The sequence below is a fragment of the Bacillus sp. MMSF_3328 genome (assembly GCF_030733525.1).
Classification (GTDB): Bacteria; Bacillota; Bacilli; order Bacillales; family Cytobacillaceae; genus Bacillus_AB; species Bacillus_AB infantis.
Genome location: NZ_JASHIV010000002.1, coordinates 40,259 through 61,662, shown reverse-complemented (window position 1 = coordinate 61,662; position 21,404 = coordinate 40,259). Strand labels below are relative to the sequence as shown.

Genomic DNA, 21,404 nt, shown 5'->3' with positions numbered 1-21,404 from the left:
CCATCAGGCTCCTGGGATACATGAGCAGGGAGAAAAAAGGATGGTCATGTATCCCATCATGCTCCTGAGATACATGAGTAGGGAGAAAAAAAGAAAGTCATGTATCCCATCAGGTTCCTGGAATACATGAGTAGGGAGAAAAATAGGATGGTCATGTATCCCATCAGGCTCCTGGGATACATGAGCAGGGAGAAAAAAGGATGGTCATGTATCCCATCAGGCTCCTGAGATACATGAGTAGGGAGAAAAAAAAGAAAGTCATGTATCCCATCAGGCTCCTGGGATACATGAGTGGGGAGAAAAAAAGGAGAGTCATGTATCCATCAGGTTCCCGGAATACATGAGTAGGGAGAAAAAAGGATGGTCATGTATCCCATCAGGCTCCTGGGATACATGAGTGGGGAGAAAAAAAGAAAGTCATGTATCCCAACAGGCTCCTGCGATACATGACTAGGAAGAATAAAAGAAATCATGTATCCATCGTGGGGATACATGACTCGGCTGCACGTTGATGTGTCATTAACTTTTTTCAAGCCTTACCGTTTTTAGAAAGTCCTCTTCACTTTTTCCCAGAACGAGTTTTCCCCTTAAATTCCCAGTTTTAATTTTGCCGCTCAGTTTGGCTTCATTTTTTTTAGATTCTGAGACACTCCACCAAAGAGTGTCTTTTTTCAGCTCTCCGGCCTCTTCTCTCTCTCCCGCAAACTATACAAATATCGCTCCAGCTTTTCTTTAATCTCTTCGTTCTTAAGCGCAAACTCGATTGAAGCCTGAAGAAAGCCGAATTTATCCCCGGTATCATAGCGATTGCCTTCTATCAGACATGAATACATGGGCCCTTTTTTCAGAAGCTGCGAAAGAGCTTCAGTCAGCTGGATTTCTCCAGAAAAGTCAGGCTGAAGGGACTCCAGTACAGTAAATATCTCTGGTGTAAGAACATAGCGCCCGATGATAGCCTGATTGGTCGGAGCAGAGTTCTTCGAAGGCTTTTCGACCAGCTGCTCGATTTTACAAAGATTGCCTGCTTTGAAGGAATAGTCGATGATCCCGTATTTGGAAACGTCCTCCCAGGGAACTTCCTTTGCACCGATCATGCACGTTCCAGTTTCTTTGAATTGGCTGATCATCTGCAAGAGAGCAGGGGTACCGGAATCAACCAGGTCATCACCGAGGAGGACAGCAAAAGGCTCATTCCCGATGAATTGTTTTGCACAAAGAACTGCGTGCCCGAGTCCCAATGGTTCCTTTTGCCTTACATAATGGATTGAAGCAAGATTCGAAGCTGCTTCCACTTTTTCTAAGAGTTCGGTTTTGCCGGTTTTCTTCAGTATCAGTTCAAGTTCGATAGACTTATCGAAATGGTCTTCAATTGCACGTTTGTTTCTTCCCGTAATGATGATAATATCCTCAATGCCGGAAAGAATGGCTTCCTCCACGATGTATTGGATGGCAGGCTTGTCGGCAACCGGCAGCATTTCCTTTGGCTGGGCTTTGGTGGCGGGCAGAAAACGGGTGCCAAGACCGGCCGCCGGAATGACCGCTTTTCTGATCATGCTTGATACCTCCCAGCAGAATTTTAGCTGAATTAAGTGCACTCAACTGAACATATGAACAGGGACAAACGGGATATGCACCTTTTAATCAGGAAAAAAAGGAATAGTTCTCCTGATGCCCGCACAATTTAATACCAATGCAAGAGTTGGCGGGGTGTATGAATTGACCGGAAATCTATTCCTGAAAGACCGAAAAAATATCATCATGGCGCTTGCTGCCATTGCCTTGTATGTAAGTCCCTTATTCATTCTCGGGGAAGATGCGCATATACGAGTCCATGACAACCTGGATTCTAACCTGGCATGGTATAAAGTCCTCAGAGAAAGCGGGCAGACTTATGGAACGGCAGAGGCTGTCATCCCGCAGGTCATCAACGGCCTGCCGCGCAATGCCTTTGGCACTGAACTCAGCGGCATCGTTTGGCTGTTTTCTATTTTTCCGACCATGACAGCCTATGCCCTTAATCAGCTCCTTACAAGATGTGCTGCATTCATGGGCATGTATCTTTTGCTGAAAACTCATTTTATCAGATCACCTGAATGGTCAGCCATCAGGGTGGGGGCAGCACTTGCATTCGCGCTGACTCCATTTTGGCCATCCGGAATGCTGAGCACTCTCGGTATGCCCCTTGCCTTATGGGCATTTTTGAATATACGGAAGGGGAAGTCAGACTGGAAAAGCTATCTGGCGCTCACCCTGCTTCCTTTTTACTCCAGCTTTGTTCTCGGATTTTTCTTCTTCCTTGCAGCAATGGGAGGATTATGGCTGGTTGACCTTATCAGGGGAAAAGGCACAAATCTGCGATTTCTTGCGGCTATTGCAGGCATGACATTTTTATATCTGCTGGTTGAATACCGCCTTGTCCACTCATTTCTTTTTCTGGAAGAAGACAACAGCCGTGATGAATATTTTCATGCTCGGCTTACGTTCGCCCATTGCGTAAGGCTTGCCTTTAAAAACTTTGTTCTGGGCCATACCCATGTCATGACAGTTCACGGGCTCATTATCCTGCCTGTCACCCTTTATGCTTTATTCCTTGTCTGGAAGAATAAAAGCTGGAGGCAGGAGCGAATTTACGTATGTTTGTTTGCCTTTAATTTTCTTCTGTCCTTCTGGTACGCTTTCTGGTTTTATAAAGGATGGCTTCCATTGACAGAGCGGTTTCATTTTATGGACACCTTCAATTTTGCCAGGTTTCACTTTTTGCGGCCGCTTGTCATATATATAGGATTTGCGCTCGCTTTAAGGATCGTCTGGACATCGTCGAAAAGCAGAAAAAGCATCCTTGCCGTCATTATCGCTCAGATTCTTTTGCTTGGAGCTTTCAATGACGAAATTATTTACAGCAGAAAGCCCTCGGTGAAAGAATTCTACGCAGAAAGTTTATTCGAAGAAATAGGAAATTACATAGACAGGCCAAAGGAGGATTACCGGGTTGCAAGCATAGGCATCCATCCGGCAATTGCCCAGTATAACGGCTTTTATACGCTGGACACGTATAATAATTTCTACCCGCTCACCTATAAGCACCAGTTCAGGAAAATAATTGCGGAGGAATTGGCAAAAAATAAGACCATTCGCCGCTATTTTGATGAATGGGGAGGGAGATGCTATATCTTTACAGCAGAACTGGGGAAGCATTATATGTTCAAAAAAACTTCTGATAAAAAGCTCAAAAATCTCAAATTGGATACTGCTGTTTTCAAAGAAATGGGAGGTGAATATTTTTTTTCTGCCGTGCCGATTATGAACAGCATGGAAAACGGTCTGGAGCTGGAGAGAGAATTCACATCCGGGGATGCTGCCTGGAAGATTTATTTGTATAAGGCAATATAGACATCTAGGAGGAAGCAGAATGACTGAAACTATATTAACTATCGTTGTACCCTGCTATAACGAAGAAGAGATGCTGGCATATACGATGGCGGAACTTGGCAGGCTTCTGGAGGACCTTGAAACTGAAGGACTGATTTCCAGCTCGAGCAAGCTTCTGTTTGTTGATGACGGGAGCAGGGATAGGACATGGAATCTCATCCATAAAGAAAGCCTGAAATCTGAACGGGTGACAGGGCTTAAGCTGTCCAGGAACTCAGGGCACCAAAATGCCCTTTTAGCAGGAATTTTCACCAGCATGAAATCTTCGGACTGCATTGTCACGATCGATGCAGACCTTCAGGATGATCCCTGTGCCATCAGGGAATTTCTGGTTAAATATCATGAAGGCTGTGATATAGTCTACGGAGTTAGGAGTAAAAGGGAAAAGGATACTTTTTTCAAACGGGCGACTGCCCAGGGTTTTTATAAACTGATGGCAAAGCTTGGCGCCAGCCTGGTCTATAATCATGCTGATTTCCGCCTCTTAAGCAGGCGCGCTGCCGAGGAGCTGGCACATTTTGGGGAGGCAAATATGTTCCTGAGAGGCATTATACCCCTGATCGGCTTCCGCTCAGACCAGGTCATGTATGAGCGGAAAGAGCGGATGGCCGGGGAGACGAAGTATCCGCTGAAAAAAATGCTATCCTTTGCCCTTGATGGATTGACTTCCTTTTCGGTGACACCGATCCGGCTCGTTTTAATGGCAGGTCTTGTATCTTCTGTAATCAGCATCCTTTTTGGGACTTATTTTCTTTTTCTAAAGTTTACCGGCAGCACTGAAGCCGGCTGGACATCTCTCATTTCATCCATCTGGCTCATAGGCGGAGTGCAGCTTACCGCAATAGGAATGATCGGGGAATATATAGGGAAGATCTACAAAGAAACTAAAAGGCGGCCAAAATTCATAGTCGAAATTGATACCTACACACTGCCTGCGTCACTTCAGCTGAAAAACAGGGAGATGGAGCAGGATGAAGGATTCAGCATCAAGTATCGCCAGCTTCCTGAAACCAACTGATACACTTGTCCGGTTCCTCCTTGTCGGCCTAATCAATACACTGATTGGGCTAGGCAGCATTTATATTCTACTGTTGGCAGGGACAGGGTACTGGTTCTCCACGCTCCTCGGAAATGCTGCTGGTGCTGTGACAAGCTATTTTCTTAATAAAGCTTATACATTTAAAAGCTCACAGCCTTTTATAAAAAGCGGTCTTCTCTTTGCGAGCCTTGCGGCAAGCTGCTATTTTATTTCCTACAGCCTATCAAAGAAGCTGGTATTGATTTTGGACAATCATCTGGCATTCTATCCAGAAACGGCGGCAGTCCTGTTGGGAACTGTATTATATACAGTGTTGAATTATTTGGGACAGAAATATATTGTATTTAAAAGGTAGGCAGCTTCCATTAATAAGCTGTCTATTTTTTTCCCTTATATAACTCCCTGAATGTTTTGATAATTATGGTAATATTAAGTGAGGGAAAGGAGGAATACATGAAACCATATTCGCTTATTATTTTTGACCTTGATGGGACCCTTTCAGATCCATATCCGGGAATAGCACGCTCGATCAGGTATGCTTTAGAAAAGATGGGTCGGCCTGTTCCGCCCGTGGAGATTCTCAAACTTTTCATCGGCCCGCCTCTTCACCATTCCTTTCAGGAACATTGCCTTTTCAGTAGAGAGGAAGCAGACGAAGCGGTGCAGTTTTACAGGGAGAGATACACAGAAAAAGGATTATATGAAAACGAATTATATCCCGGAATATCAGAATTGCTTTTATCATTAAAAGAAAAAGACTGCAAACTGTGCGTCGCCACCTCAAAGCCTATAGCGTTTGCTGAAAGAATTTTATCTCATTTTCAAATCTCACATATTTTTGATTACATAGAAGGTGCTTCGCTTGATGGCAGCTATTCGGATAAAAAGGATATCATATCATCCGTGCTTCTGCATTTCAGGGAATATGAAAAGAAAAATATTTTAATGATTGGTGACCGGAAATATGATGTGATCGGCGCAAATCACTCAGGCATTGATTCAGCTGCTGTCCTTTACGGATATGGTACCGAGGATGAATTCTTTCAATCTGCTGATGCATCGCCGACTTATTTGATTCGGACGGTTGAAGAACTATATAGCAGCTTCGGTGTTGAAAGAAAATTTAACATAAAGCAGAGGTGTGAAAGTGATGTTCATAGTAAATGTTGAAGGAGCAGTCCACAGAGGAGGTAAATGGCTGATCGGAAAAAGAAGCAGCCAGGAAAGCCATGCCGGGGGAATGCTGGCTCTGATCGGAGGCAAGGCGGAGAAGGAAGGTCATTCCACAGATGTTTTGGAAAGAACAGTAAAAAGAGAAATCCTGGAGGAAACAGGTGTACTGATTAAAGATGGAATGGAGTATGTATGCAGCAGTTCTTTCATTACGGATGACGGATATCATGTGATTGACATTGTTTTTCTGTGTGAATACAAAAGCGGTGAAGCCAGTCCAGTTTGTCCTGATGAAAACGAGGAAGTGATGTGGATGAGCATCAGAGAAATCCTTGAACAGCCGGATGCACCTGAATGGCTGACGCGGAGCCTTACGGCTGCAGAAGATTTATTGCGGAAAAAAGAAATGTCTAAAAGAGGCAGGCGGATTTAGCAGTGAAAGAGAGCTATTCTCATATCAAAGGAGGTGGACCTGATGGAATTTAAAGTAAATGGTGAGAGTATTTTTGAAAGCATCAGTGAGGCGGCAAGAATCGCAGGGGGAAGCCATAGTGCCGCTGGCAAACTCGTTATGATAGAAGCACACAGCGGAGGCCTTTTTGTCTCTTCCGGAAACGGGGACCGCTCTGTGATCTTTGAGCACCCATTAATAAACTGCAGGGATTCTGGCCTGGATATATTGGAATATGGAAAGCTGGCAGCTGATGGAAGAATGCTTTCTGAAGTCATCAGGAAAATACCTGGCCGTTTAAGCATCAAAGCTTCCACTTCACATAAAATCCTGATTAATTCAATGGACAAGCAGATTTCCGCAGCGATTGCGGGTTTCCCGCTAGACCAGTTTCCTGATAGAGCACATGTAGAGTTTCCTTATATATATCCATTGGAAGCATCTGATCTTGCAGCAGGATTGAGGAATACAGCTGCATCTGCGGCCAAAACAAGCTCAAGGCCAATCCTGGAAGGCATCAATCTGGCATTTGATGAAAACGGGCTGACATTCACGGCGACAGATTCAAGCCGGCTTGCCATGTGGAAAGCTGACGGCTCTGCTGGGTTCAGCCAGTCATTTACTCTCCCGGCAAGAAATGCAGCAGAATTGCTCAAATTGATAGGCAAGTCACCAAGCGGAGAAGCAGCCATTTATATATCTGATTCACAGGCCGTATTCGCCACATCAACATTCCGTTTCTGCTCTTCGCTTTTGACCGGCAGATTTCCCTCTTCTGAGAAACTGAAGCCGGAAGGGTGCAAAACAGAGTTAGTCATCAATAGGAAGCACCTTCTTCAAGGTGTCAAGCGGACGATGATATTTGCTGGAGAAAATGAAGCTCTCTTGTTTCCATCCAAGCCAAGGATGAAAACTCCATCACTATATCTTCCCCAATGTCTGAAATGGGCATGATCGAGGAGGTGCAGGAATTGCAGAGCATCAGAGGAGAAACAGAAGCTTCAGCAGTAATAAATGGGAGTTATCTGGCGGATGCGCTGATAGGAACAGAGTCAGAATATATTAAAATAAGGCTTTATGGGACAATGAAGCCAATCCTGATCTCTTCCCCTGGGGAGGCAAACTATTTTCACCTTATTTCTCCTGTCAGGACTGCATCAGGGATGTTCCTTGGCAAGGGACAGGTTCAGAATCAAGATTAAAACTGAAAGGTGAGAAAATCAAATCTGAAGGGGATCTGAATACTAGTAGAATATTATTAAAAGAGGGAAATCTGTTGCGCTGTATCAAGTAATCCAGCTGGAAAACGGCCAAAGCGGGGAGGGCTAAGCAAAGGTATTTCCTCCCATCCAGGCTTTTTAGCTGAAAGGAGGCATACCGCGGCCGATTTCCTTAATGATGCTGGTAATGGATTCAATATCCTGCGCTTCAAGTCCGAACGCATTTTTAATCTTTTTTTCTATATTGTCTGAAACATTGCGTTTCCCGATTTCAATCAAAGCAACCAGTGAAAAGCTGCAATTAATCATTTTGGCGAATTCACGCTGTGAAAGATTATAATTCTTTCTGATAAACTTAATGATTTCTTTATCCAAGGTTAAATCTCCTTTTTTCTTTTATTTTCATATTATAAAAGAAAGTGAAGAACATCACTAGTGAAATATAAAAATAAAAGAAGGAAGGAGAAGAAAAAAGCGGCTTTTGAGTTAAAGCGGCTGCTTGGCTGGCTGATCTGCGCGTGGTATCCGGCTATAAACAAACCACATGTTCAGAAACTCGACTTTGAGCTTCTCGCCGGGCTTCAATTTTTCAGTTTCATTGACCACAACAAGCTTCTGACCTTCCAATTCCACTGTTTTCTCATCCACTGCGTCAGCGATATAAACCTTGAAAATAACTTTATTGAACCAATATGGATTCAGCCTGCCTTTTATATCAAGGATATTCTTCATCTTAAAGCCTCCTTCCTGTATGCATGTAAAATCTTATAATTTGAAAATTTAAACAATTACCAGAATACTTCATATATTAATTGAATACCCGATTAGATCATATAAAAACCAGTAAAACTGATGAATTGAATAGAACATACGTTCTGTAATATACTAAAGTATGGACGGGAAACAACTTTTCCTGCCTGGAGCTTAATCTGTACTTAGAGGAAGGATCATATGAAAAAATGCCTTTATTGCCAGGCAGCGGGGGACCTGATCCCCCTCAAGGAGTGGAACAGGGACCGGACGATTTATTATTGCAGCAAGCATTATGAACAGGTGCTTAAGTTCCAGGAGAGAGAACAAAGGGAATTTGTCGACTATTTCAGACAGCACCCTAAGCTGCTGGAGTATCTCAGCAGCAAAAGTCTTGAACTTTATGAAAAGCTCGAAAAAGAGAAAGGAGGACCGGCATGACAAAACGATTTTTCAGAATATGCCCTTTTCCTGCCTGATGGAATGAGATATAATGCATTATAGTATTAATTACATAACGTAACCACAAGGGGAGCTTAATGCTGAGAGTGAACTTTTGTTCTGACCCTTTGAACCTGTTAGATAATTCTAGCGCAGGGATGTGGATGGATGGGTGAAGGTATGCCCGCTTCCTGATCAGTTCTCCCTTGAGGTTTGCGTTAATTCGGACAAAAGGGGAGAATTTTTTATGAAAAAATTAGGGCTGGTTGCCTTGATTGAAGCATCTTTTTTTGCAGCTTTCGCTGTTATTCTTGATCTGCTTCCTTCTATTAAACTAACGCCTGCAATATCCATTTCCATTGCAATGGTGCCCATCTTCATACTTTCATTGCGATGGGGCTGGAAAGCGGGCTCCATTTCCGGATTCTTATGGGGGATTCTCCAGATTGTCATGGGCGACGCCTGGATAGTGACGCCCCTGCAGACTTTCATTGAATACTTCGTTGCTTTCGCCTTTATTGGCTGTGCCGGCTTCTTAGCTCTTGCCATCCAAAAAAGCCTTGCTGAAGGCAGGAAGGGTAAGGCTCTGGGATGGGCAGCTGCAGCCATTTTCCTTGGCAGTGCGGGCAGATATTTCTGGCACTTTCTTGCAGGTATGATTTTCTTTGGAAGCTATGCACCTGAAGGGATGTCTCCTTTTGTATATTCTCTCATGATTAATGGGATAACGATGCTCGGGTCAGCTGTCTTATGTACAGCCGTATTGTGGCTCCTCCTTTCTGCAGCGCCGCGCCTGGTACAGAGGAAACAGGTATATTCGGCTGCGGAAGAGCATAAATTGGCGAACTGATAACCATGTGCATAAAGCAGTCCCTTCTGGCGAATCGGCCAGAAGCGACTGCTTTTGTTTTTAAAAAAGGGAATTTGAAGAGAATTGCTGAAAAATGCTTTCATTCGACAAATTTTGGTATATAATAAGTTACGCTATTATACTAAAGTGATAAACTGGCCTACAAGGCATAACTTCTAGAGGTACAAGGACTATTAATATAGTAAAGGAGATTGAAATGACAGATAAGTTTATTATCCGCTTTGAAGATGTTACAAAACAATACGACAATGACAGTCCGGTTCTGGACGCCGTCAGCTTTGATATAGAAAGGGGAAAGTTCTACACGCTCCTTGGTCCTTCAGGCTGCGGAAAAACGACGATCCTGCGCCTGATTGCGGGTTTCATCGAACCGACAGAAGGATCCATTTTCTTCAATGGACAAAAAATCAATAAAGTGCCTGCCAACAGGAGGCAGGTCAATACCGTGTTCCAGGACTATGCACTTTTCCCGCATTTGAATGTATTTGAAAACGTGGCATTCGGATTGCGCATCAAAAAAATGAAAAACCAGCAAATCAATGAGCAGGTGAAAGAGGCGCTCAAGTTTGTCAACCTGGAAGGATATGAACAGAGGGAAATCAAAGAGATGTCAGGAGGGCAGAGGCAGCGTGTCGCGATTGCGAGGGCGATTGTCAATAAACCGGAAGTCATCCTGCTGGATGAGCCCCTTTCTGCACTGGACCTGAAGCTGCGTACAGAAATGCAGTACGAGCTGCGGGAGCTTCAGAGAAGGCTTGGCATTACGTTTATATTTGTCACCCATGACCAGGAAGAGGCGCTTGCTCTTTCTGATGAAATCTTTGTGCTGAACAAAGGCCGGATTGAGCAGAGCGGAACGCCAACTGATATTTATGATGAGCCTGTCAACCGGTTTGTGGCCGACTTCATCGGTGAGTCCAACATCGTCGAAGGGACCATGCTAACCGATTATCAGGTTGAATTTGCAGGCAGGAAATTTGAATGTGTAGACGCCGGCTTCGATTTGAATGAAAGGGTTGAAGTGGTCATCAGGCCGGAGGATATGGAAATTACTCCGAGCGAGCAGGGCAAACTTCAGGTACGTGTAGATTCACAGCTATTCAGGGGAGTTCATTATGAAATTTCCTGCTTTGATAAAGATGGGAATGAATGGCTTGTCCATTCTACACGAAAGGCAAAAGTAGGGGATGAAATAGGCCTTCATTTTGATCCGGAAGCCATCCATGTCATGAGGCCGGGAGAATCTGAGGAAGAATTTGACCGCAGGCTGGAGGCTTATCAAGAGGAAAGCCATGAGAACTAATCAGACACGCAACCTGTATCTGATCCCATATTTGCTGTGGATCGTTTTATTTGTCGTGACCCCTTTGTTTTTGGTGCTGTATTATTCATTTTTTGATATAGAAGGGCAGTTCACATTCGGGAACTACCAGAAATTTTTCACGCCCGTTTACCTGAAAATGACTTTGAGCTCTTTCTGGTATGCGTTCCTGATCACTGCCTTTTCTTTACTGATTGCCTATCCGACTGCCTACCTGCTTACGAAGACCAGGCATAAGCAGCTCTGGCTTCTGATGATCATCATTCCTTCCTGGATCAATCTGCTGCTCAAGGCTTATGCTTTTCTCGGCATTTTTGGAACTTACGGGGCAGCCAACAGCTTCCTTGAGGTGATCGGAATAGGTTCAAGGCAGATTCTGTTTACCGATTTCAGTTTTGTTTTTGTATCGGTATACATCTTCCTGCCTTTTATGATTTTGCCGATTTTCAATTCGCTTAACGAATTGAATTCATCGCTCATCGATGCATCCAATGATTTGGGGGCATCACCATGGACTACTTTTACACGGGTTATTTTCCCGCTGACGCTGGATGGCGTCAAATCTGGCTGCCAGGTTGTATTCATCCCTGCACTTTCCCTCTTCATGCTTACCCGCCTGATTGCAGGGAACAGGGTCATCACCCTGGGCACGGCCATAGAACAGCATTTCCTTGTCACTCAGGATTGGGGGATGGGCTCCACCATTGCCGTATTCCTGATCCTTACGATGGTGATCATCATGCTGCTGACCGGAAATCGCAGGAGGGGGGCATAGCATGGGGAAATTATCTAAATGGTCATCACTTTATCTGATCCTTGTATTTTTTGTTCTTTATGCGCCAATATTTTATCTAATGTTTTATTCTTTTAACAGCGGCGGGACAATGTCACATTTCGAAGGGTTCACGCTGGACTGGTATAAAGAGCTTTTTGCTGATGCAAGGCTATTGATAATTGTGCTGAACACAATCATCATTGCCCTGTTGTCGGCTGCCATATCAACGATCATCGGAGTGGCCGGTGCACTTGCCATTTTTTATGTAAGAAAGCGGCAGGTCAAGAGCACACTCTTATCTTTGAACAATATTCTGATCGTCAGCCCCGATGTTATCATCGGTGCTTCCTTCCTGATTTTGTTTACGATGATCGGAATCAAGCTCGGATTTACATCGGTCCTGCTCTCTCACATTGCTTTCTGCGTTCCGATTGTAGTTATAATGGTGCTGCCTAAAATCCAGGAAATGAGCCCTACACTTGTGGACGCTGCGAGGGATCTAGGGGCAAGCCGCTTTGATGTTCTGTCCAAGGTCGTTCTGCCATATATCACACCAGGCATTTTTGCGGGCTTTTTTATGGCCCTAACCTATTCACTTGATGATTTTGCAGTTACTTTCTTTGTAACAGGGAATGGCTTCACCACTTTATCGGTTGAAATCTACTCTCTGGCCCGGCGCGGGGTTTCGCTGAACATCAATGCACTTTCCACGCTGCTGTTCCTGTTCACACTTATACTGGTGATCGGCTATTATTTCATCACCCAGAAAAATGCGAAGCCGACTGGAATGGGGGTCAAAAAATGAAACAGCTCGGTAAAGCCCTGCTGGTCATTGCTGTCATTTCTGCACTTCTGCTGTATGCAGTCTCCCGGCTTAATTCCTCACAAGGCTATTCTAGCGGAAATACGCTGACGGTCTTTAACTGGGGAGACTATATCGATGCAGAACTCGTGGACCGCTTTGAAAAAGAAACAGGCATCAAGGTGATTTATGAAACCTTTGACAGCAATGAAGCCATGATGACCAAGATTGAACAGGGCGGGACAGCCTACGATATAGCGGTTCCGTCTGAATATGCAATTGAAAAAATGAAAGAAGAAGATTTGCTTTTACCGGTAGACCATTCAAAAATTCCAAACTTGAAATATATCGACCCGAGGTTCATGGACTTGGCATTCGATCCAAAAAATGAATACTCTATCCCTTATTTCTGGGGGACGGTCGGCATAGCCTATAACACAGATCTGCTTGGGGACAAAGAAATTACAAGCTGGAATGACCTTTGGGATGAAGATCTGCGAAACCAGATTCTCCTAATTGATGGTGCAAGGGAAGTTATGGGAATGGGCTTGAATTCCCTCAATTATTCCCTTAATGATCAAAATAAGAAGCATCTGAGGGAAGCGAAGGAAAAGCTTGATACCCTTACTCCGAATATCAAAGCCATTGTCGGGGATGAAATCCGGATGCTGCTTGAAAACGATGAAGCAGCCATAGGTGTTGTCTGGTCAGGAACTGCTTCAGAGCTGATGTGGAAAAAGGACAATATTGAGTATGTTCTCCCTGAGGAAGGGACGAACCTGTGGTTTGATAATATGGTCATTCCAAAAACGGCAAAAAACGTGGATGCCGCCCACCAGTTCATGAACTTCATGCTTGATCCGGAAGTCGCTGCCCAGAATACCGAATATGTAGGCTATTCGACGCCGAATAAAGAGGCGCTGAATTACCTGCCGGAGGAAATTGTCAGTGACAAGCGCTTCTATCCGGACCCGGAAATGACCGAAAAGCTGGAAGTGTACGAGAACCTTGGGAAAAAAATGCTCGCACATTATAATGAACTATTTTTGGAATTCAAAATGCATAGTAAATAATAGCAGCGGCTGGAGGAGTCTCCGGCCGCTTTTTTGCATTCTAGCATGATTTCCGTCCTGTCAGGGGATCCTAGTCTTAAAAACAGGAGGAGGCAGTCATGTATTATATCAGCGGAAACATCATTTCAGGGGAATATGATGATCAGGCAGAACATTTTTCCATCAGCATGATCAAACACTTTAAGACTCAGTCCATTTTGACCAAGGATCAGGCTATCCAGCTTCTTGACTACCTCTACAGGCATAGGGACGAAGAGGGAGGCCAGGTCATCACCTTGAATGACCAGATGCCGCTGCGCATCTCTTCCGAGGAGATCAATTCCCTGATACTTGATCTTGAAAAGATTGAATCCCATTTTTAATGTTCTCCGAAATCTATATCCGATAATGATAGAATATGATATGATTTCTTTAATTGAATAAATGCTTTATGGTGCTTTGCAGCATGCTGCAAGCTTAAAAGGGAAGCCGGTTGAATTCCGGCGCGGTCCCGCCACTGTAATGCGGAGGCTCCTCCCTCGATGCCACTGTTCCTTAGCGGACGGGAAGGCGGAAGGAGTCTGTGATGCTGAGCCAGGAGACCTGCCATAAAGAAGTACACAACCGTCCTACGGGTGATAGGAGAGTGATGCGCTTTTAATATGGCAAAGTTTTGTTATTTGTTAAATTTTTTATGTGCAGGCATCCTCTATGAAGGATGCCTTTTATTTTTTTCATACAATAAGCCCGAGGAGTGAAACCTATGAAAAAAGCTTATCCAGCAGACCGTTCCCGCACCATTCAGACCAGGCTGGTGCTTCCGCCGGATACAAACCATCTTCAGACAATTTTCGGCGGCAAAGTGCTATCCTATATTGATGAAATTGCTGCCATTACTGCAATGAAGCATTCCGGCAGCATGGTAGTAACAGCTTCGATCGACTCTGTGGATTTCCTGTCTTCAGCTTCAGTCGGTGACGCCCTTACTCTTGAAGCCTTTGTTGCCTCAACAGGGAGAACCTCCATGGAAGTCTATGTGAAAGTGCATGCAGCCAATCTTTTAACAGGGATTCGAACGCTGACGACCGAATCCTTTTTAACCATGGTTGCCGTGGATGAAAACGGCAAGCCCATTCCAGTATCCGGGGTGCTGCCTCATTCTGAGGAAGAAATCAGGCTGTTTGCTTCAGCAGGGGCACGAAAGGAGCATAGAAAAAACAGAATGCTTATACGATAAAAGGTGGCTTTCAGCCACCTCTGTATTCATGAAATAAGGCACCTTCTTCAGCAGCTATTTCCTACGGGCTGCTTCCAGCCTATCCAGCTCCTCTGGGATCCTTCCTTCTTCTATGCGGCTGAAAAGGGGGGCGATAGTGCCGAGCCTTTTCTCTGCAGCCCGAACCTCTTTCCATTCCAGCGTATGCGCATTCACCTGCAGCATGTTATTTATCTTCCTGCTGGAGAAAGGGAGGAAGGGGTTCAGAAGCCTTGCCAGATTTTTGATGATGTACACACAGGTCTGCAATGCATCTGCACATTTTTGCGGGTCGCTTTTAATCGTTTTCCAGGGCTGTTCACTGTCAAAATATTTATTGGCCGAGCGTACAAAGGCGAAAATATCCTCAAGCGCTTCTTTTAGCTTTGCGCCTTCGATCTTTTCTCCGGTTTTCTCATATAAATGCTTAATATCCTCCTGTACAGCTTCACTTAATTTTCCATCCGGTATCATGCTGTCATAATATTTTTCGATAAACTTAAAAGTTCTGTTGACCAGATTGCCATATGCCCCAAGCAGCTCACTGTTATGGCTGTAAACGAATTCCCGCCAGGAAAAGTCAGCATCCCTGTTCTCAGGAGCATTGACAGCAAGGAAATACCGGATTGAATCCGGTTCATATCTTTCAAGTATGTCAGGGACCCAGACTGCATAATTCCTGCTTGTTGAAAGCTTCTTTTTCTCTAGTGTAAGATATTCGCCGGAAACCATCCGCGCTGGTTCCCCAGGCAGCCCTATCCCCATTTGAATAGCTGGCCAGATGATGGTATGGAAAGGGATATTGTCTTTCCCATGCACATAATAGGATATAACATCACTACCCCAGAACCTGCTGCCATCCTTGCCGTGCTGGCGGGCCCATTCCCTGCTGGCAGAAAGATAGCCAATCACCGCTTCAATCCATACATAAATTTTTTTCTTCTCCATTCCTTCAATAGGGACTGGCACCCCAACATCCAAATCCCTAGTTGCAGCCCGGTCCAGAAGCCCCTCAGTTAAATATCTTCTTGTCAGGCTGCTGCTGTTGTCCCTCCACAAATGGCGGGAGCGTGCCTCCTCGGACAGCTCTTCAAGCTGCTTCTGAAAATGGCTCAGCCTGAAATAATAATGATCAGTTTCTTTCATTTCCGGCGGTGTCCCGCATATTTTACAGGATTTATCCAGAAGGTCGGCCGGCTCAAGGATGGCTGAGCAGGCATCGCATTGATCCCCGCGTGCTTGGCTGCCGCAGGAAGGGCAGACTCCCTCTACATACCTGTCAGGCAGAAACTGGACACATGTCCGGCAATAAGTTTGTTCTATCGTTCTTGGAACAAGATGGCCATTTTCCAAGAGCGACAGAAATACTTCCTGTACAGTCTGATGATGATGCGGGGCATCTGTCCTTGTATATAAATCATAAGTAAAACCCAGCTGTTCAAAGCTTGCTGCGAAATCCCTGTGATAGCGGTCAGCAATTTCTTTCGCTGATTTGCCTTCATGTTTTGCCCTGATCGCTATGGGTGTTCCGTTGCAGTCGCTCCCGGAAACATACAGGACTTCTTCGCCCTTCATTCTGTAATATCTTGCAAGGATATCTCCGGGCAGCAGACTTGCAATGTGCCCAAGATGAAGGGAACCGTTTGCGTAGGGCCATGCCCCGCCAATAAAAATTGCCATGTTCAATCTCCTCCTCATTTTTCCATTGGCAGATCTTAGGATAAAATAAAAAAGCCCCGTCCTTTTCTATACATATAGAAAAGGACGGGGCTTGCCCGCGGTACCACCTTTATTCGCCTTTCGGCCTCTGCAAGTACGGGGCATATAGATGCCCTTATACTGTGGGTTTGATAACAAGTACCACTACTTGCCGCAGCCTACTGGCGAAGATCGCGTTCAGTACGGGGCTCGGAGACCATTGTTCAAACAGCCGCTTTTGCTTCTTTTCACCTGCCGAAGCTCTCTGGGAAAAACGGATCTGTTTTACTTTTTCTCTTCAATGCCTTTGTATAAGAGTTAATATCTGCCAATGATTTAAAGATTATTATATTCACGGGCAGCATAAATGTCCAGCAAAATTTAACAGGGGAAGGGAAAAAATCTGGCTGTATCAGCATGATGCCCATTGCAAATATTTGACTGTTTAAAAGCAAACCTTTATCATACAAAAGGCAGATAATGATAATATTCATATAGAATAGTCCAGATAAAGGGAAGGCTGATTATGCAGAAAAACCAAATGTTATTTGAATATCTCAGCAATAATTCTCAGAGAATTACTGACAAATGGCTGAGCACCAGGGCAAAAGATAAAGGATCGATTTATTCAGCAGAAGCGGATATAAAGATTGAAAGAATGCTCCGTGAGCAAAATGCCTTCACTAATAAGACCGTTTCGACCATTCTTTTGGATGACCGGTCTTTATTCGAAAAATTGGTCCAGGAATGGGCGAGCACAGTTGCTGAAAGCAGGGCAGATACCGATACTCCGATCTATGAGGTAATATCAGCTTTAGGCAAGGTGAGAGATACATACTGGGAATTTGTGGAGGAATTTGCGAAAAAGAACGATGAGATTGTCAAGGAGGATATCCTCCAGTGGAGTCTGGTCATTCATTCAGCTTTTGACATTCTCACACAGAAATTTGCTGAACAGTATTACAAAATTACCAGAAACAGGCTGAGAGCACAGCAGGATCTCATTCATCAGCTTGGTGCACCCATTATCCCGATCATCGGATCCATTGGCGTTCTTCCTTTGATAGGCGATATTGATACAGAAAGAGCCAAAGCAATATTAGAGAGCGTGCCCCTTCAGTGCACAGAAGCTAAGCTTTCCTATTTGTTTATCGATCTGTCCGGTGTACCGATCGTTGATACAATGGTAGCGCAGCAAATCTATCATATCGTCCAGACGCTGGACTTGCTAGGCATCAAGACCACCATCTCAGGCATCCGCCCGGAAGTTGCCATGACATCTATCCAGCTTGGAATCGACTTCAGCAAAATCAACACACATAGCACATTGAAAAATGCCCTGGCGAAAATGGGGCTGAGCATGAAAGCTGAATTATAATTAGAAAATGCACCCTGCTTTTAAGCCTGAGGTGCATTTTTTTATGCAGCAAGAGGCAAGCCGTTAGGCGCGCCCGATGCTCTGAACTCTTCTAGGCTGGCGGAATGATTCCTGCAATAAGAAGGACGAAGAAGATCAAGCCGATGACAGCAAGGACGAGAGATGCAAAAAAGACCGGGCCTTTTCTGAAGAAGAAGGGTTCATCTTTCTGGATGATCCCCGTTTGGGCGCCCACCATGCTGTTGATGTGCCTCTGGGGCGAACCGCCGCTTGTTGAAAAAATAAAAGTGACTGCAGCAAATGCGGCACCAATAAAGAAGAGCACTTCAATAAACCTTACAGAAAAATATGCTGCCACTCCCCATGCGGCCAAAGCTTCAGCTGCTAAAGCAGCTATAAAGACAATCGTATTCCTGCTCATAACTATCACCTCGTCATCTATACGATGAAAGAGCTGAAAATGTTTCATTAAATATTAAAATATTCAAAATGTTATAATGAATATTCCATCATTATGATATGATATACAAAAATCTACTCTAAAAGGAGATCATAATGATTTTACAAGGAGCAGGGAAGCTGTCCATAAATGGGGTTGGGTCTTCGGACGGCGGGAGCTATGATAAGGTAAGCATCAACGGAAAAGGCACTGTCAATGGCAATATTGAATGCCGCATATTTGATTGCAATGGTTCAGGACAATTCAACGGAGATCTGCTATCTTTTGAAAAAGCTAAAATCAATGGAAATGCGTCGATTGCCGGAAGCTTCTCAGGGGCAGCGCTGTCTATCGACGGGAGCGCAGGCTTTTCCGGCGATGTGGCTGTTGCGGACGAAATTAAGGTAAATGGAAAAGGAAGAATCGGCGGAAGGCTCGCATCCAGAAAAATTATTGTTAATGGCAGGCTTACTGCAGGCGGCGGTGTCGAAACAGAGGAATTTAAATCAAAAGGCCAATTTATAATCGGCAGCCATTTGGCGGCAGAGAGCATAGAGTCTTTTATCATGGGCGAGTGCAAAGTGCAAGAGATGAGAGGAAAAAGCATTCTAATCAGGCAAAAGAAAGACAATCCGCTCAGAGGGCTGCTCCAATCTTTTTTTCCTTCCCGGCTTGAAGCAGCTTTGATAGAAGGTGAAGATATACATCTCGAAAATACGAATGTGAAGATGGTAAGGGGAAATCATATTGTGATAGGTGAAAATGCCATTGCTGATATTGTGGAGTATACAGGATCCCTCAAATATGAGGGGAACGGTACGGCTTTGGAGAGCAGGCAAATATAATCTATTACCTGGAATATACAGCTGACTGGGCGCCTGGAATAGGGCGTCTTTTTATGAGTTCATTTAGTCCTGGTTTTTGAAACAGAAGATAAAACGGTTTAAATGCGGAAAAAAGCAGGGAAAATAAATGATAGCTCCAGAAAATATTTGAACATCCTTCATACTTATAGCATAATATATGTACATATACTCATATAAGGAGGGAATGAAATGGGACACCATCATAATCATGGACACGGACATTCTCACGGACATTCAAGCAACAAACGGGCGCTCTTTCTTTCATTTATCATCATCGCTTCTTTTATGGTCGTTGAAGTTATAGGGGGCATCCTGACAAACAGCCTAGCTCTTTTATCAGATGCCGGCCATATGCTCAGCGACGCTGTCGCCCTGGGACTGAGCTTTTTTGCTATAAAGCTTGGAGAAAAGCAGGCAACTGCAGCAAAATCTTATGGCTATAAGAGATTTGAAATCATTGCAGCTGCATTGAATGGCCTGACGCTGATCGCGATTTCCATTTACATCTTTTATGAGGCCGTCCAAAGGATTATGGACCCGCCGGCAGTCCAAAGCATGGGGATGCTTGCTATCTCGGTTCTCGGCCTTATTGTCAACATCATTGCGGCCTGGATACTGATGAAGGGCGACAAAGATGAGAACCTGAATGTAAGAAGCGCCTTTCTCCATGTACTTGGCGATATGCTGGGCTCTGTAGGTGCCATCACCGCAGCTTTGCTGATTTATTTCTTTAATTGGGGCATTGCAGATCCGATTGCAAGCGTCATCGTTGCCATCCTGATCATTATCAGCGGATGGAGAGTTACAAAGGATTCCTTCCATATATTGATGGAAGGAGCACCTGAACAGATTGACGCCTCCAGCATCCGCAGCTCTCTGGAAGGCATCGCATCTGTAAAAGAAATTCACGATCTCCATATCTGGTCGATCACATCAGGAGTGCCGATGCTCAGCTGCCATATCGCTATTACAGAGGAAGGCCGTCACGATGAAGTCCTTAGGGAAGCACAGACTGCCCTTCATAACCAGTACGGAATCGACCACAGCACCATCCAGGTGGAAAGATATGAAAAAGGCTGCCCAAGTGCGCATGGCACATGCAATTAATGGTGGCTGGCATGCTCGATGGTTTGCAGGAGGATCCCCATCACATGTTCGTCATCATGGGAATAATATAAGGTAGTGCCCTCACGCCTGAATTTAACCAGCCTGAGATTTTTTAAAAACCGCAGCTGATGGGAAACCGTCGATTGAAGCAGAGTAAGTTTTTCAGCAATTTCGTTCACTGAGTGCTCCCCTTGAAAAAGCAGGTTCAGGATTCTGAGCCTGGTCGGATCGGATAATGCTTTAAATGTCTGCGATACAATGAATAAGGTTTCTTCATCCAGATCCTTCATAATGTGCGGCTGTGTCTTTTCTTCTTCTGCCATTGATTCAGCCTCCTTTTTATATCATTATAAAGAAAAAATGCACGAAGAAAAATCCCGGAGAACTTTTCCCGGATTTTTTCTTCGTGCTTCTTGCTTTTCGGGCCATATAGGTATAAATTAATGCTTATCAGCATTTTTTCTCCTATCTATCTTGGCGTCTCCTGATAGGTAATTGCTCGGATTTTTTCTGTTTTTTCATCAAAAGTTATACGGACAAAGACACCGAATTCCCGATTGTCCCTGGCAAGCCAAAGTTTGAAGGTTTCTGTACAGTTGGATCCCTGTGTTGTTCTGCCTACATGAAGATAATCAAGGATTCTTGCTCCGGGATACTTTATTTTTGTATTGGTCATCGCTAGCTTTCCCCATTTGGCATATGCTGGCGTCTGCTGTGCAGCTGAGATATGCCGGATATTTGCAGCAGAAGGGGAAAGCAGAGCAGGGAAACTTAACAATAATATAATCAGTATCGACTTTTTCAAACCGCTCACTTCCTTTATAATTAGTTAGCCTGTCATCATTGTGTATTAGTATTGAAAAAAAGAGTGCAGTCTATGCCCTTATTCGTTATTTACTTAATTACCGTTCCACCAGACATCTTGTAAAAGGCGGGAGATTGATTGAAACAACCGGAATACGTTAATGTTATGGAAGAAATTGTCGCAACACTCGTAAAAGTCCTTATGCTGAGCCCGGATTATCAAACCTTCTGCCAATGTATGAAGTGCCGCGCCGATATTATCGCCATCAGCCTCAATAATCTGCCAAACCATTATGTAACTACAGAAGAAGGCAGGAAAATGGTATTTGAACAGCTGAACACAGAGGAAAACCGGAAATGGATCAATAAAAGAATCATCAATGCGATTCATGTGGTGAGTAAATATCCGAAGCATTAGCAGTCAGTGAAGCGGAGGTATCGAGTTTCTTTTTTAATAAATTGTGGTTGATTCCTGCACATCTTACTGGAGTCACTATTTTCATTTTTCTTCAGGAAAGTGGTTCCAGTTCCTC

Annotated in this window: 26 protein-coding genes, 2 riboswitches and 1 other annotated feature; of the genes, 19 read left to right on the top strand and 7 right to left on the bottom strand. The window is 44.3% G+C overall.

What is annotated here, in order from left to right:
• Window positions 1–671: 671 nt before the first annotated feature.
• Window positions 672–1,553, bottom strand: a complete 882-nt coding sequence (galU, locus tag RBB45_RS03780) for a UTP--glucose-1-phosphate uridylyltransferase GalU (RefSeq protein WP_306009115.1) — start codon at window positions 1,551–1,553, stop codon at window positions 672–674.
• 205 nt (window positions 1,554–1,758) lie between these two features.
• Between galU and RBB45_RS03775 the strand changes: the two genes are divergently transcribed.
• The 7 genes from RBB45_RS03775 to RBB45_RS03745 all read left to right on the top strand — a co-directional run bounded on the left by RBB45_RS03775 (window position 1,759) and on the right by RBB45_RS03745 (window position 7,294).
• Complete coding sequence (locus tag RBB45_RS03775; protein WP_253619089.1) at window positions 1,759–3,390, top strand: DUF6044 family protein; 1,632 nt, start codon at window positions 1,759–1,761, stop codon at window positions 3,388–3,390.
• A 19-nt stretch (window positions 3,391–3,409) separates the two neighbouring features.
• Entirely contained in the window at window positions 3,410–4,447 is a 1,038-nt protein-coding gene (locus RBB45_RS03770) for a glycosyltransferase family 2 protein (protein WP_022543885.1), read from the top strand.
• Window positions 4,401–4,823, top strand: a complete 423-nt coding sequence (locus tag RBB45_RS03765) for a GtrA family protein (protein WP_009793701.1) — start codon at window positions 4,401–4,403, stop codon at window positions 4,821–4,823. The genes RBB45_RS03770 and RBB45_RS03765 overlap by 47 nt, the downstream gene beginning before the upstream one ends.
• Before the next feature lie 98 nt (window positions 4,824–4,921).
• Complete coding sequence (locus tag RBB45_RS03760) at window positions 4,922–5,638, top strand: HAD hydrolase-like protein (protein ID WP_148949429.1); 717 nt, start codon at window positions 4,922–4,924, stop codon at window positions 5,636–5,638.
• A complete protein-coding gene (locus RBB45_RS03755; RefSeq protein WP_224950375.1) occupies window positions 5,619–6,074 on the top strand; it encodes an NUDIX hydrolase in 456 nt (151 codons plus the stop codon). The genes RBB45_RS03760 and RBB45_RS03755 overlap by 20 nt, the downstream gene beginning before the upstream one ends.
• A gap of 42 nt (window positions 6,075–6,116) precedes the next feature.
• The gene (locus RBB45_RS03750; RefSeq protein WP_306009114.1) at window positions 6,117–7,046 is read left to right on the top strand and encodes a DNA polymerase III subunit beta family protein; all 930 of its coding nucleotides are present in this window, start codon (window positions 6,117–6,119) and stop codon (window positions 7,044–7,046) included.
• Window positions 7,028–7,294: a hypothetical protein gene (locus tag RBB45_RS03745; protein WP_371931549.1), complete on the top strand. Its 267-nt coding sequence runs from the start codon at window positions 7,028–7,030 to the stop codon at window positions 7,292–7,294. Before RBB45_RS03750 ends, RBB45_RS03745 begins: the two co-directional genes overlap by 19 nt.
• Window positions 7,295–7,450: 156 nt before the next feature.
• On the opposite strand, the gene RBB45_RS03740 is transcribed toward RBB45_RS03745, so the two are convergent.
• Together RBB45_RS03740 and RBB45_RS03735 are read right to left on the bottom strand one after the other, a co-directional pair.
• A complete protein-coding gene (locus tag RBB45_RS03740) occupies window positions 7,451–7,687 on the bottom strand; it encodes a helix-turn-helix transcriptional regulator (RefSeq protein ID WP_009793705.1) in 237 nt (78 codons plus the stop codon).
• A 111-nt stretch (window positions 7,688–7,798) separates the two neighbouring features.
• A complete protein-coding gene (locus RBB45_RS03735; protein WP_009793706.1) occupies window positions 7,799–8,044 on the bottom strand; it encodes a hypothetical protein in 246 nt (81 codons plus the stop codon).
• 219 nt (window positions 8,045–8,263) lie between these two features.
• Here RBB45_RS03735 and RBB45_RS03730 point away from each other — a divergent pair, with 219 nt between their 5' ends.
• The 8 genes from RBB45_RS03730 (at window position 8,264) to RBB45_RS03695 (ending at window position 14,561) form a co-directional block, all read left to right on the top strand.
• Window positions 8,264–8,503 (top strand): hypothetical protein, encoded by a 240-nt coding sequence (locus RBB45_RS03730; protein ID WP_009793707.1) that lies wholly within the window; start codon window positions 8,264–8,266, stop codon window positions 8,501–8,503.
• A gap of 77 nt (window positions 8,504–8,580) precedes the next feature.
• Window positions 8,581–8,679, top strand: a riboswitch (TPP riboswitch).
• 71 nt (window positions 8,680–8,750) lie between these two features.
• A complete protein-coding gene (thiT, locus tag RBB45_RS03725) occupies window positions 8,751–9,353 on the top strand; it encodes an energy-coupled thiamine transporter ThiT (protein WP_306009112.1) in 603 nt (200 codons plus the stop codon).
• Between the two features lie 217 nt (window positions 9,354–9,570).
• Complete coding sequence (locus tag RBB45_RS03720; RefSeq protein WP_306009111.1) at window positions 9,571–10,677, top strand: ABC transporter ATP-binding protein; 1,107 nt, start codon at window positions 9,571–9,573, stop codon at window positions 10,675–10,677.
• Window positions 10,667–11,470 carry an ABC transporter permease gene (locus RBB45_RS03715; RefSeq protein WP_009793710.1) on the top strand — a complete coding sequence of 268 codons (804 nt, stop codon included), beginning with the start codon at window positions 10,667–10,669 and terminating at the stop codon, window positions 11,468–11,470. Before RBB45_RS03720 ends, RBB45_RS03715 begins: the two co-directional genes overlap by 11 nt.
• A gap of 1 nt (window position 11,471) precedes the next feature.
• A complete protein-coding gene (locus RBB45_RS03710; protein ID WP_009793711.1) occupies window positions 11,472–12,275 on the top strand; it encodes an ABC transporter permease in 804 nt (267 codons plus the stop codon).
• Complete coding sequence (locus RBB45_RS03705) at window positions 12,272–13,345, top strand: ABC transporter substrate-binding protein (RefSeq protein ID WP_009793712.1); 1,074 nt, start codon at window positions 12,272–12,274, stop codon at window positions 13,343–13,345. The genes RBB45_RS03710 and RBB45_RS03705 overlap by 4 nt, the downstream gene beginning before the upstream one ends.
• Before the next feature lie 98 nt (window positions 13,346–13,443).
• Entirely contained in the window at window positions 13,444–13,707 is a 264-nt protein-coding gene (locus tag RBB45_RS03700) for a hypothetical protein (protein ID WP_148949432.1), read from the top strand.
• A 52-nt stretch (window positions 13,708–13,759) separates the two neighbouring features.
• Window positions 13,760–13,949, top strand: a riboswitch (cobalamin riboswitch).
• Window positions 13,950–14,087: 138 nt separating this feature from the next.
• Window positions 14,088–14,561, top strand: coding sequence for an acyl-CoA thioesterase (locus RBB45_RS03695; protein ID WP_009793715.1), 474 nt, complete (start codon window positions 14,088–14,090; stop codon window positions 14,559–14,561).
• 54 nt (window positions 14,562–14,615) lie between these two features.
• On the opposite strand, the gene metG is transcribed toward RBB45_RS03695, so the two are convergent.
• Window positions 14,616–16,259 carry a methionine--tRNA ligase gene (gene metG / locus RBB45_RS03690; RefSeq protein ID WP_306009110.1) on the bottom strand — a complete coding sequence of 548 codons (1,644 nt, stop codon included), beginning with the start codon at window positions 16,257–16,259 and terminating at the stop codon, window positions 14,616–14,618.
• 77 nt (window positions 16,260–16,336) lie between these two features.
• Window positions 16,337–16,588: a binding site (T-box leader), on the bottom strand.
• 215 nt (window positions 16,589–16,803) lie between these two features.
• Here metG and RBB45_RS03685 point away from each other — a divergent pair.
• Window positions 16,804–17,655 (top strand): STAS domain-containing protein, encoded by an 852-nt coding sequence (locus RBB45_RS03685; protein ID WP_094769942.1) that lies wholly within the window; start codon window positions 16,804–16,806, stop codon window positions 17,653–17,655.
• A 91-nt stretch (window positions 17,656–17,746) separates the two neighbouring features.
• Here RBB45_RS03685 and RBB45_RS03680 read toward each other — a convergent pair whose 3' ends face one another.
• Complete coding sequence (locus RBB45_RS03680; RefSeq protein WP_009793719.1) at window positions 17,747–18,076, bottom strand: hypothetical protein; 330 nt, start codon at window positions 18,074–18,076, stop codon at window positions 17,747–17,749.
• Between the two features lie 134 nt (window positions 18,077–18,210).
• Between RBB45_RS03680 and RBB45_RS03675 the strand changes: the two genes are divergently transcribed.
• Together RBB45_RS03675 and RBB45_RS03670 are read left to right on the top strand one after the other, a co-directional pair.
• Window positions 18,211–18,939, top strand: a complete 729-nt coding sequence (locus tag RBB45_RS03675) for a polymer-forming cytoskeletal protein (RefSeq protein WP_094769943.1) — start codon at window positions 18,211–18,213, stop codon at window positions 18,937–18,939.
• 210 nt (window positions 18,940–19,149) lie between these two features.
• Window positions 19,150–20,067, top strand: a complete 918-nt coding sequence (locus RBB45_RS03670; protein WP_009793721.1) for a cation diffusion facilitator family transporter — start codon at window positions 19,150–19,152, stop codon at window positions 20,065–20,067.
• On the opposite strand, the gene RBB45_RS03665 is transcribed toward RBB45_RS03670, so the two are convergent.
• Together RBB45_RS03665 and RBB45_RS03660 are read right to left on the bottom strand one after the other, a co-directional pair.
• The gene (locus RBB45_RS03665; protein WP_165352571.1) at window positions 20,064–20,357 is read right to left on the bottom strand and encodes an ArsR/SmtB family transcription factor; all 294 of its coding nucleotides are present in this window, start codon (window positions 20,355–20,357) and stop codon (window positions 20,064–20,066) included. The genes RBB45_RS03670 and RBB45_RS03665 overlap by 4 nt on opposite strands.
• A gap of 179 nt (window positions 20,358–20,536) precedes the next feature.
• A complete protein-coding gene (locus RBB45_RS03660; protein WP_022543881.1) occupies window positions 20,537–20,872 on the bottom strand; it encodes a YqzG/YhdC family protein in 336 nt (111 codons plus the stop codon).
• A 138-nt stretch (window positions 20,873–21,010) separates the two neighbouring features.
• Here RBB45_RS03660 and RBB45_RS03655 point away from each other — a divergent pair, with 138 nt between their 5' ends.
• A complete protein-coding gene (locus RBB45_RS03655) occupies window positions 21,011–21,289 on the top strand; it encodes a late competence development ComFB family protein (protein ID WP_232217719.1) in 279 nt (92 codons plus the stop codon).
• Window positions 21,290–21,404 lie beyond the last annotated feature (115 nt).

Bases quoted from the DNA above. Each gene is read 5' to 3' on its own strand.
- RBB45_RS03685 (WP_094769942.1), top strand. From the start codon at position 16,804: ATGCAGAAAAACCAAATGTTATTTGAATATCTCAGCAATAATTCTCAG.
- RBB45_RS03765 (WP_009793701.1), top strand. From the start codon at position 4,401: ATGAAGGATTCAGCATCAAGTATCGCCAGCTTCCTGAAACCAACTGAT.
- galU (WP_306009115.1), bottom strand. From the start codon at position 1,553: ATGATCAGAAAAGCGGTCATTCCGGCGGCCGGTCTTGGCACCCGTTTT.
- RBB45_RS03730 (WP_009793707.1), top strand. From the start codon at position 8,264: ATGAAAAAATGCCTTTATTGCCAGGCAGCGGGGGACCTGATCCCCCTC.
- RBB45_RS03700 (WP_148949432.1), top strand. From the start codon at position 13,444: ATGTATTATATCAGCGGAAACATCATTTCAGGGGAATATGATGATCAG.
- RBB45_RS03720 (WP_306009111.1), top strand. From the start codon at position 9,571: ATGACAGATAAGTTTATTATCCGCTTTGAAGATGTTACAAAACAATAC.
- RBB45_RS03670 (WP_009793721.1), top strand. From the start codon at position 19,150: ATGGGACACCATCATAATCATGGACACGGACATTCTCACGGACATTCA.
- RBB45_RS03750 (WP_306009114.1), top strand. From the start codon at position 6,117: ATGGAATTTAAAGTAAATGGTGAGAGTATTTTTGAAAGCATCAGTGAG.
- RBB45_RS03705 (WP_009793712.1), top strand. From the start codon at position 12,272: ATGAAACAGCTCGGTAAAGCCCTGCTGGTCATTGCTGTCATTTCTGCA.
- RBB45_RS03775 (WP_253619089.1), top strand. From the start codon at position 1,759: ATGGCGCTTGCTGCCATTGCCTTGTATGTAAGTCCCTTATTCATTCTC.
- metG (WP_306009110.1), bottom strand. From the start codon at position 16,259: ATGGCAATTTTTATTGGCGGGGCATGGCCCTACGCAAACGGTTCCCTT.
- RBB45_RS03770 (WP_022543885.1), top strand. From the start codon at position 3,410: ATGACTGAAACTATATTAACTATCGTTGTACCCTGCTATAACGAAGAA.
- RBB45_RS03760 (WP_148949429.1), top strand. From the start codon at position 4,922: ATGAAACCATATTCGCTTATTATTTTTGACCTTGATGGGACCCTTTCA.
- RBB45_RS03735 (WP_009793706.1), bottom strand. From the start codon at position 8,044: ATGAAGAATATCCTTGATATAAAAGGCAGGCTGAATCCATATTGGTTC.
- RBB45_RS03710 (WP_009793711.1), top strand. From the start codon at position 11,472: ATGGGGAAATTATCTAAATGGTCATCACTTTATCTGATCCTTGTATTT.
- RBB45_RS03675 (WP_094769943.1), top strand. From the start codon at position 18,211: ATGATTTTACAAGGAGCAGGGAAGCTGTCCATAAATGGGGTTGGGTCT.
- RBB45_RS03665 (WP_165352571.1), bottom strand. From the start codon at position 20,357: ATGAAGGATCTGGATGAAGAAACCTTATTCATTGTATCGCAGACATTT.
- RBB45_RS03745 (WP_371931549.1), top strand. From the start codon at position 7,028: ATGTCTGAAATGGGCATGATCGAGGAGGTGCAGGAATTGCAGAGCATC.
- RBB45_RS03695 (WP_009793715.1), top strand. From the start codon at position 14,088: ATGAAAAAAGCTTATCCAGCAGACCGTTCCCGCACCATTCAGACCAGG.
- thiT (WP_306009112.1), top strand. From the start codon at position 8,751: ATGAAAAAATTAGGGCTGGTTGCCTTGATTGAAGCATCTTTTTTTGCA.
- RBB45_RS03680 (WP_009793719.1), bottom strand. From the start codon at position 18,076: ATGAGCAGGAATACGATTGTCTTTATAGCTGCTTTAGCAGCTGAAGCT.
- RBB45_RS03755 (WP_224950375.1), top strand. From the start codon at position 5,619: ATGTTCATAGTAAATGTTGAAGGAGCAGTCCACAGAGGAGGTAAATGG.
- RBB45_RS03715 (WP_009793710.1), top strand. From the start codon at position 10,667: ATGAGAACTAATCAGACACGCAACCTGTATCTGATCCCATATTTGCTG.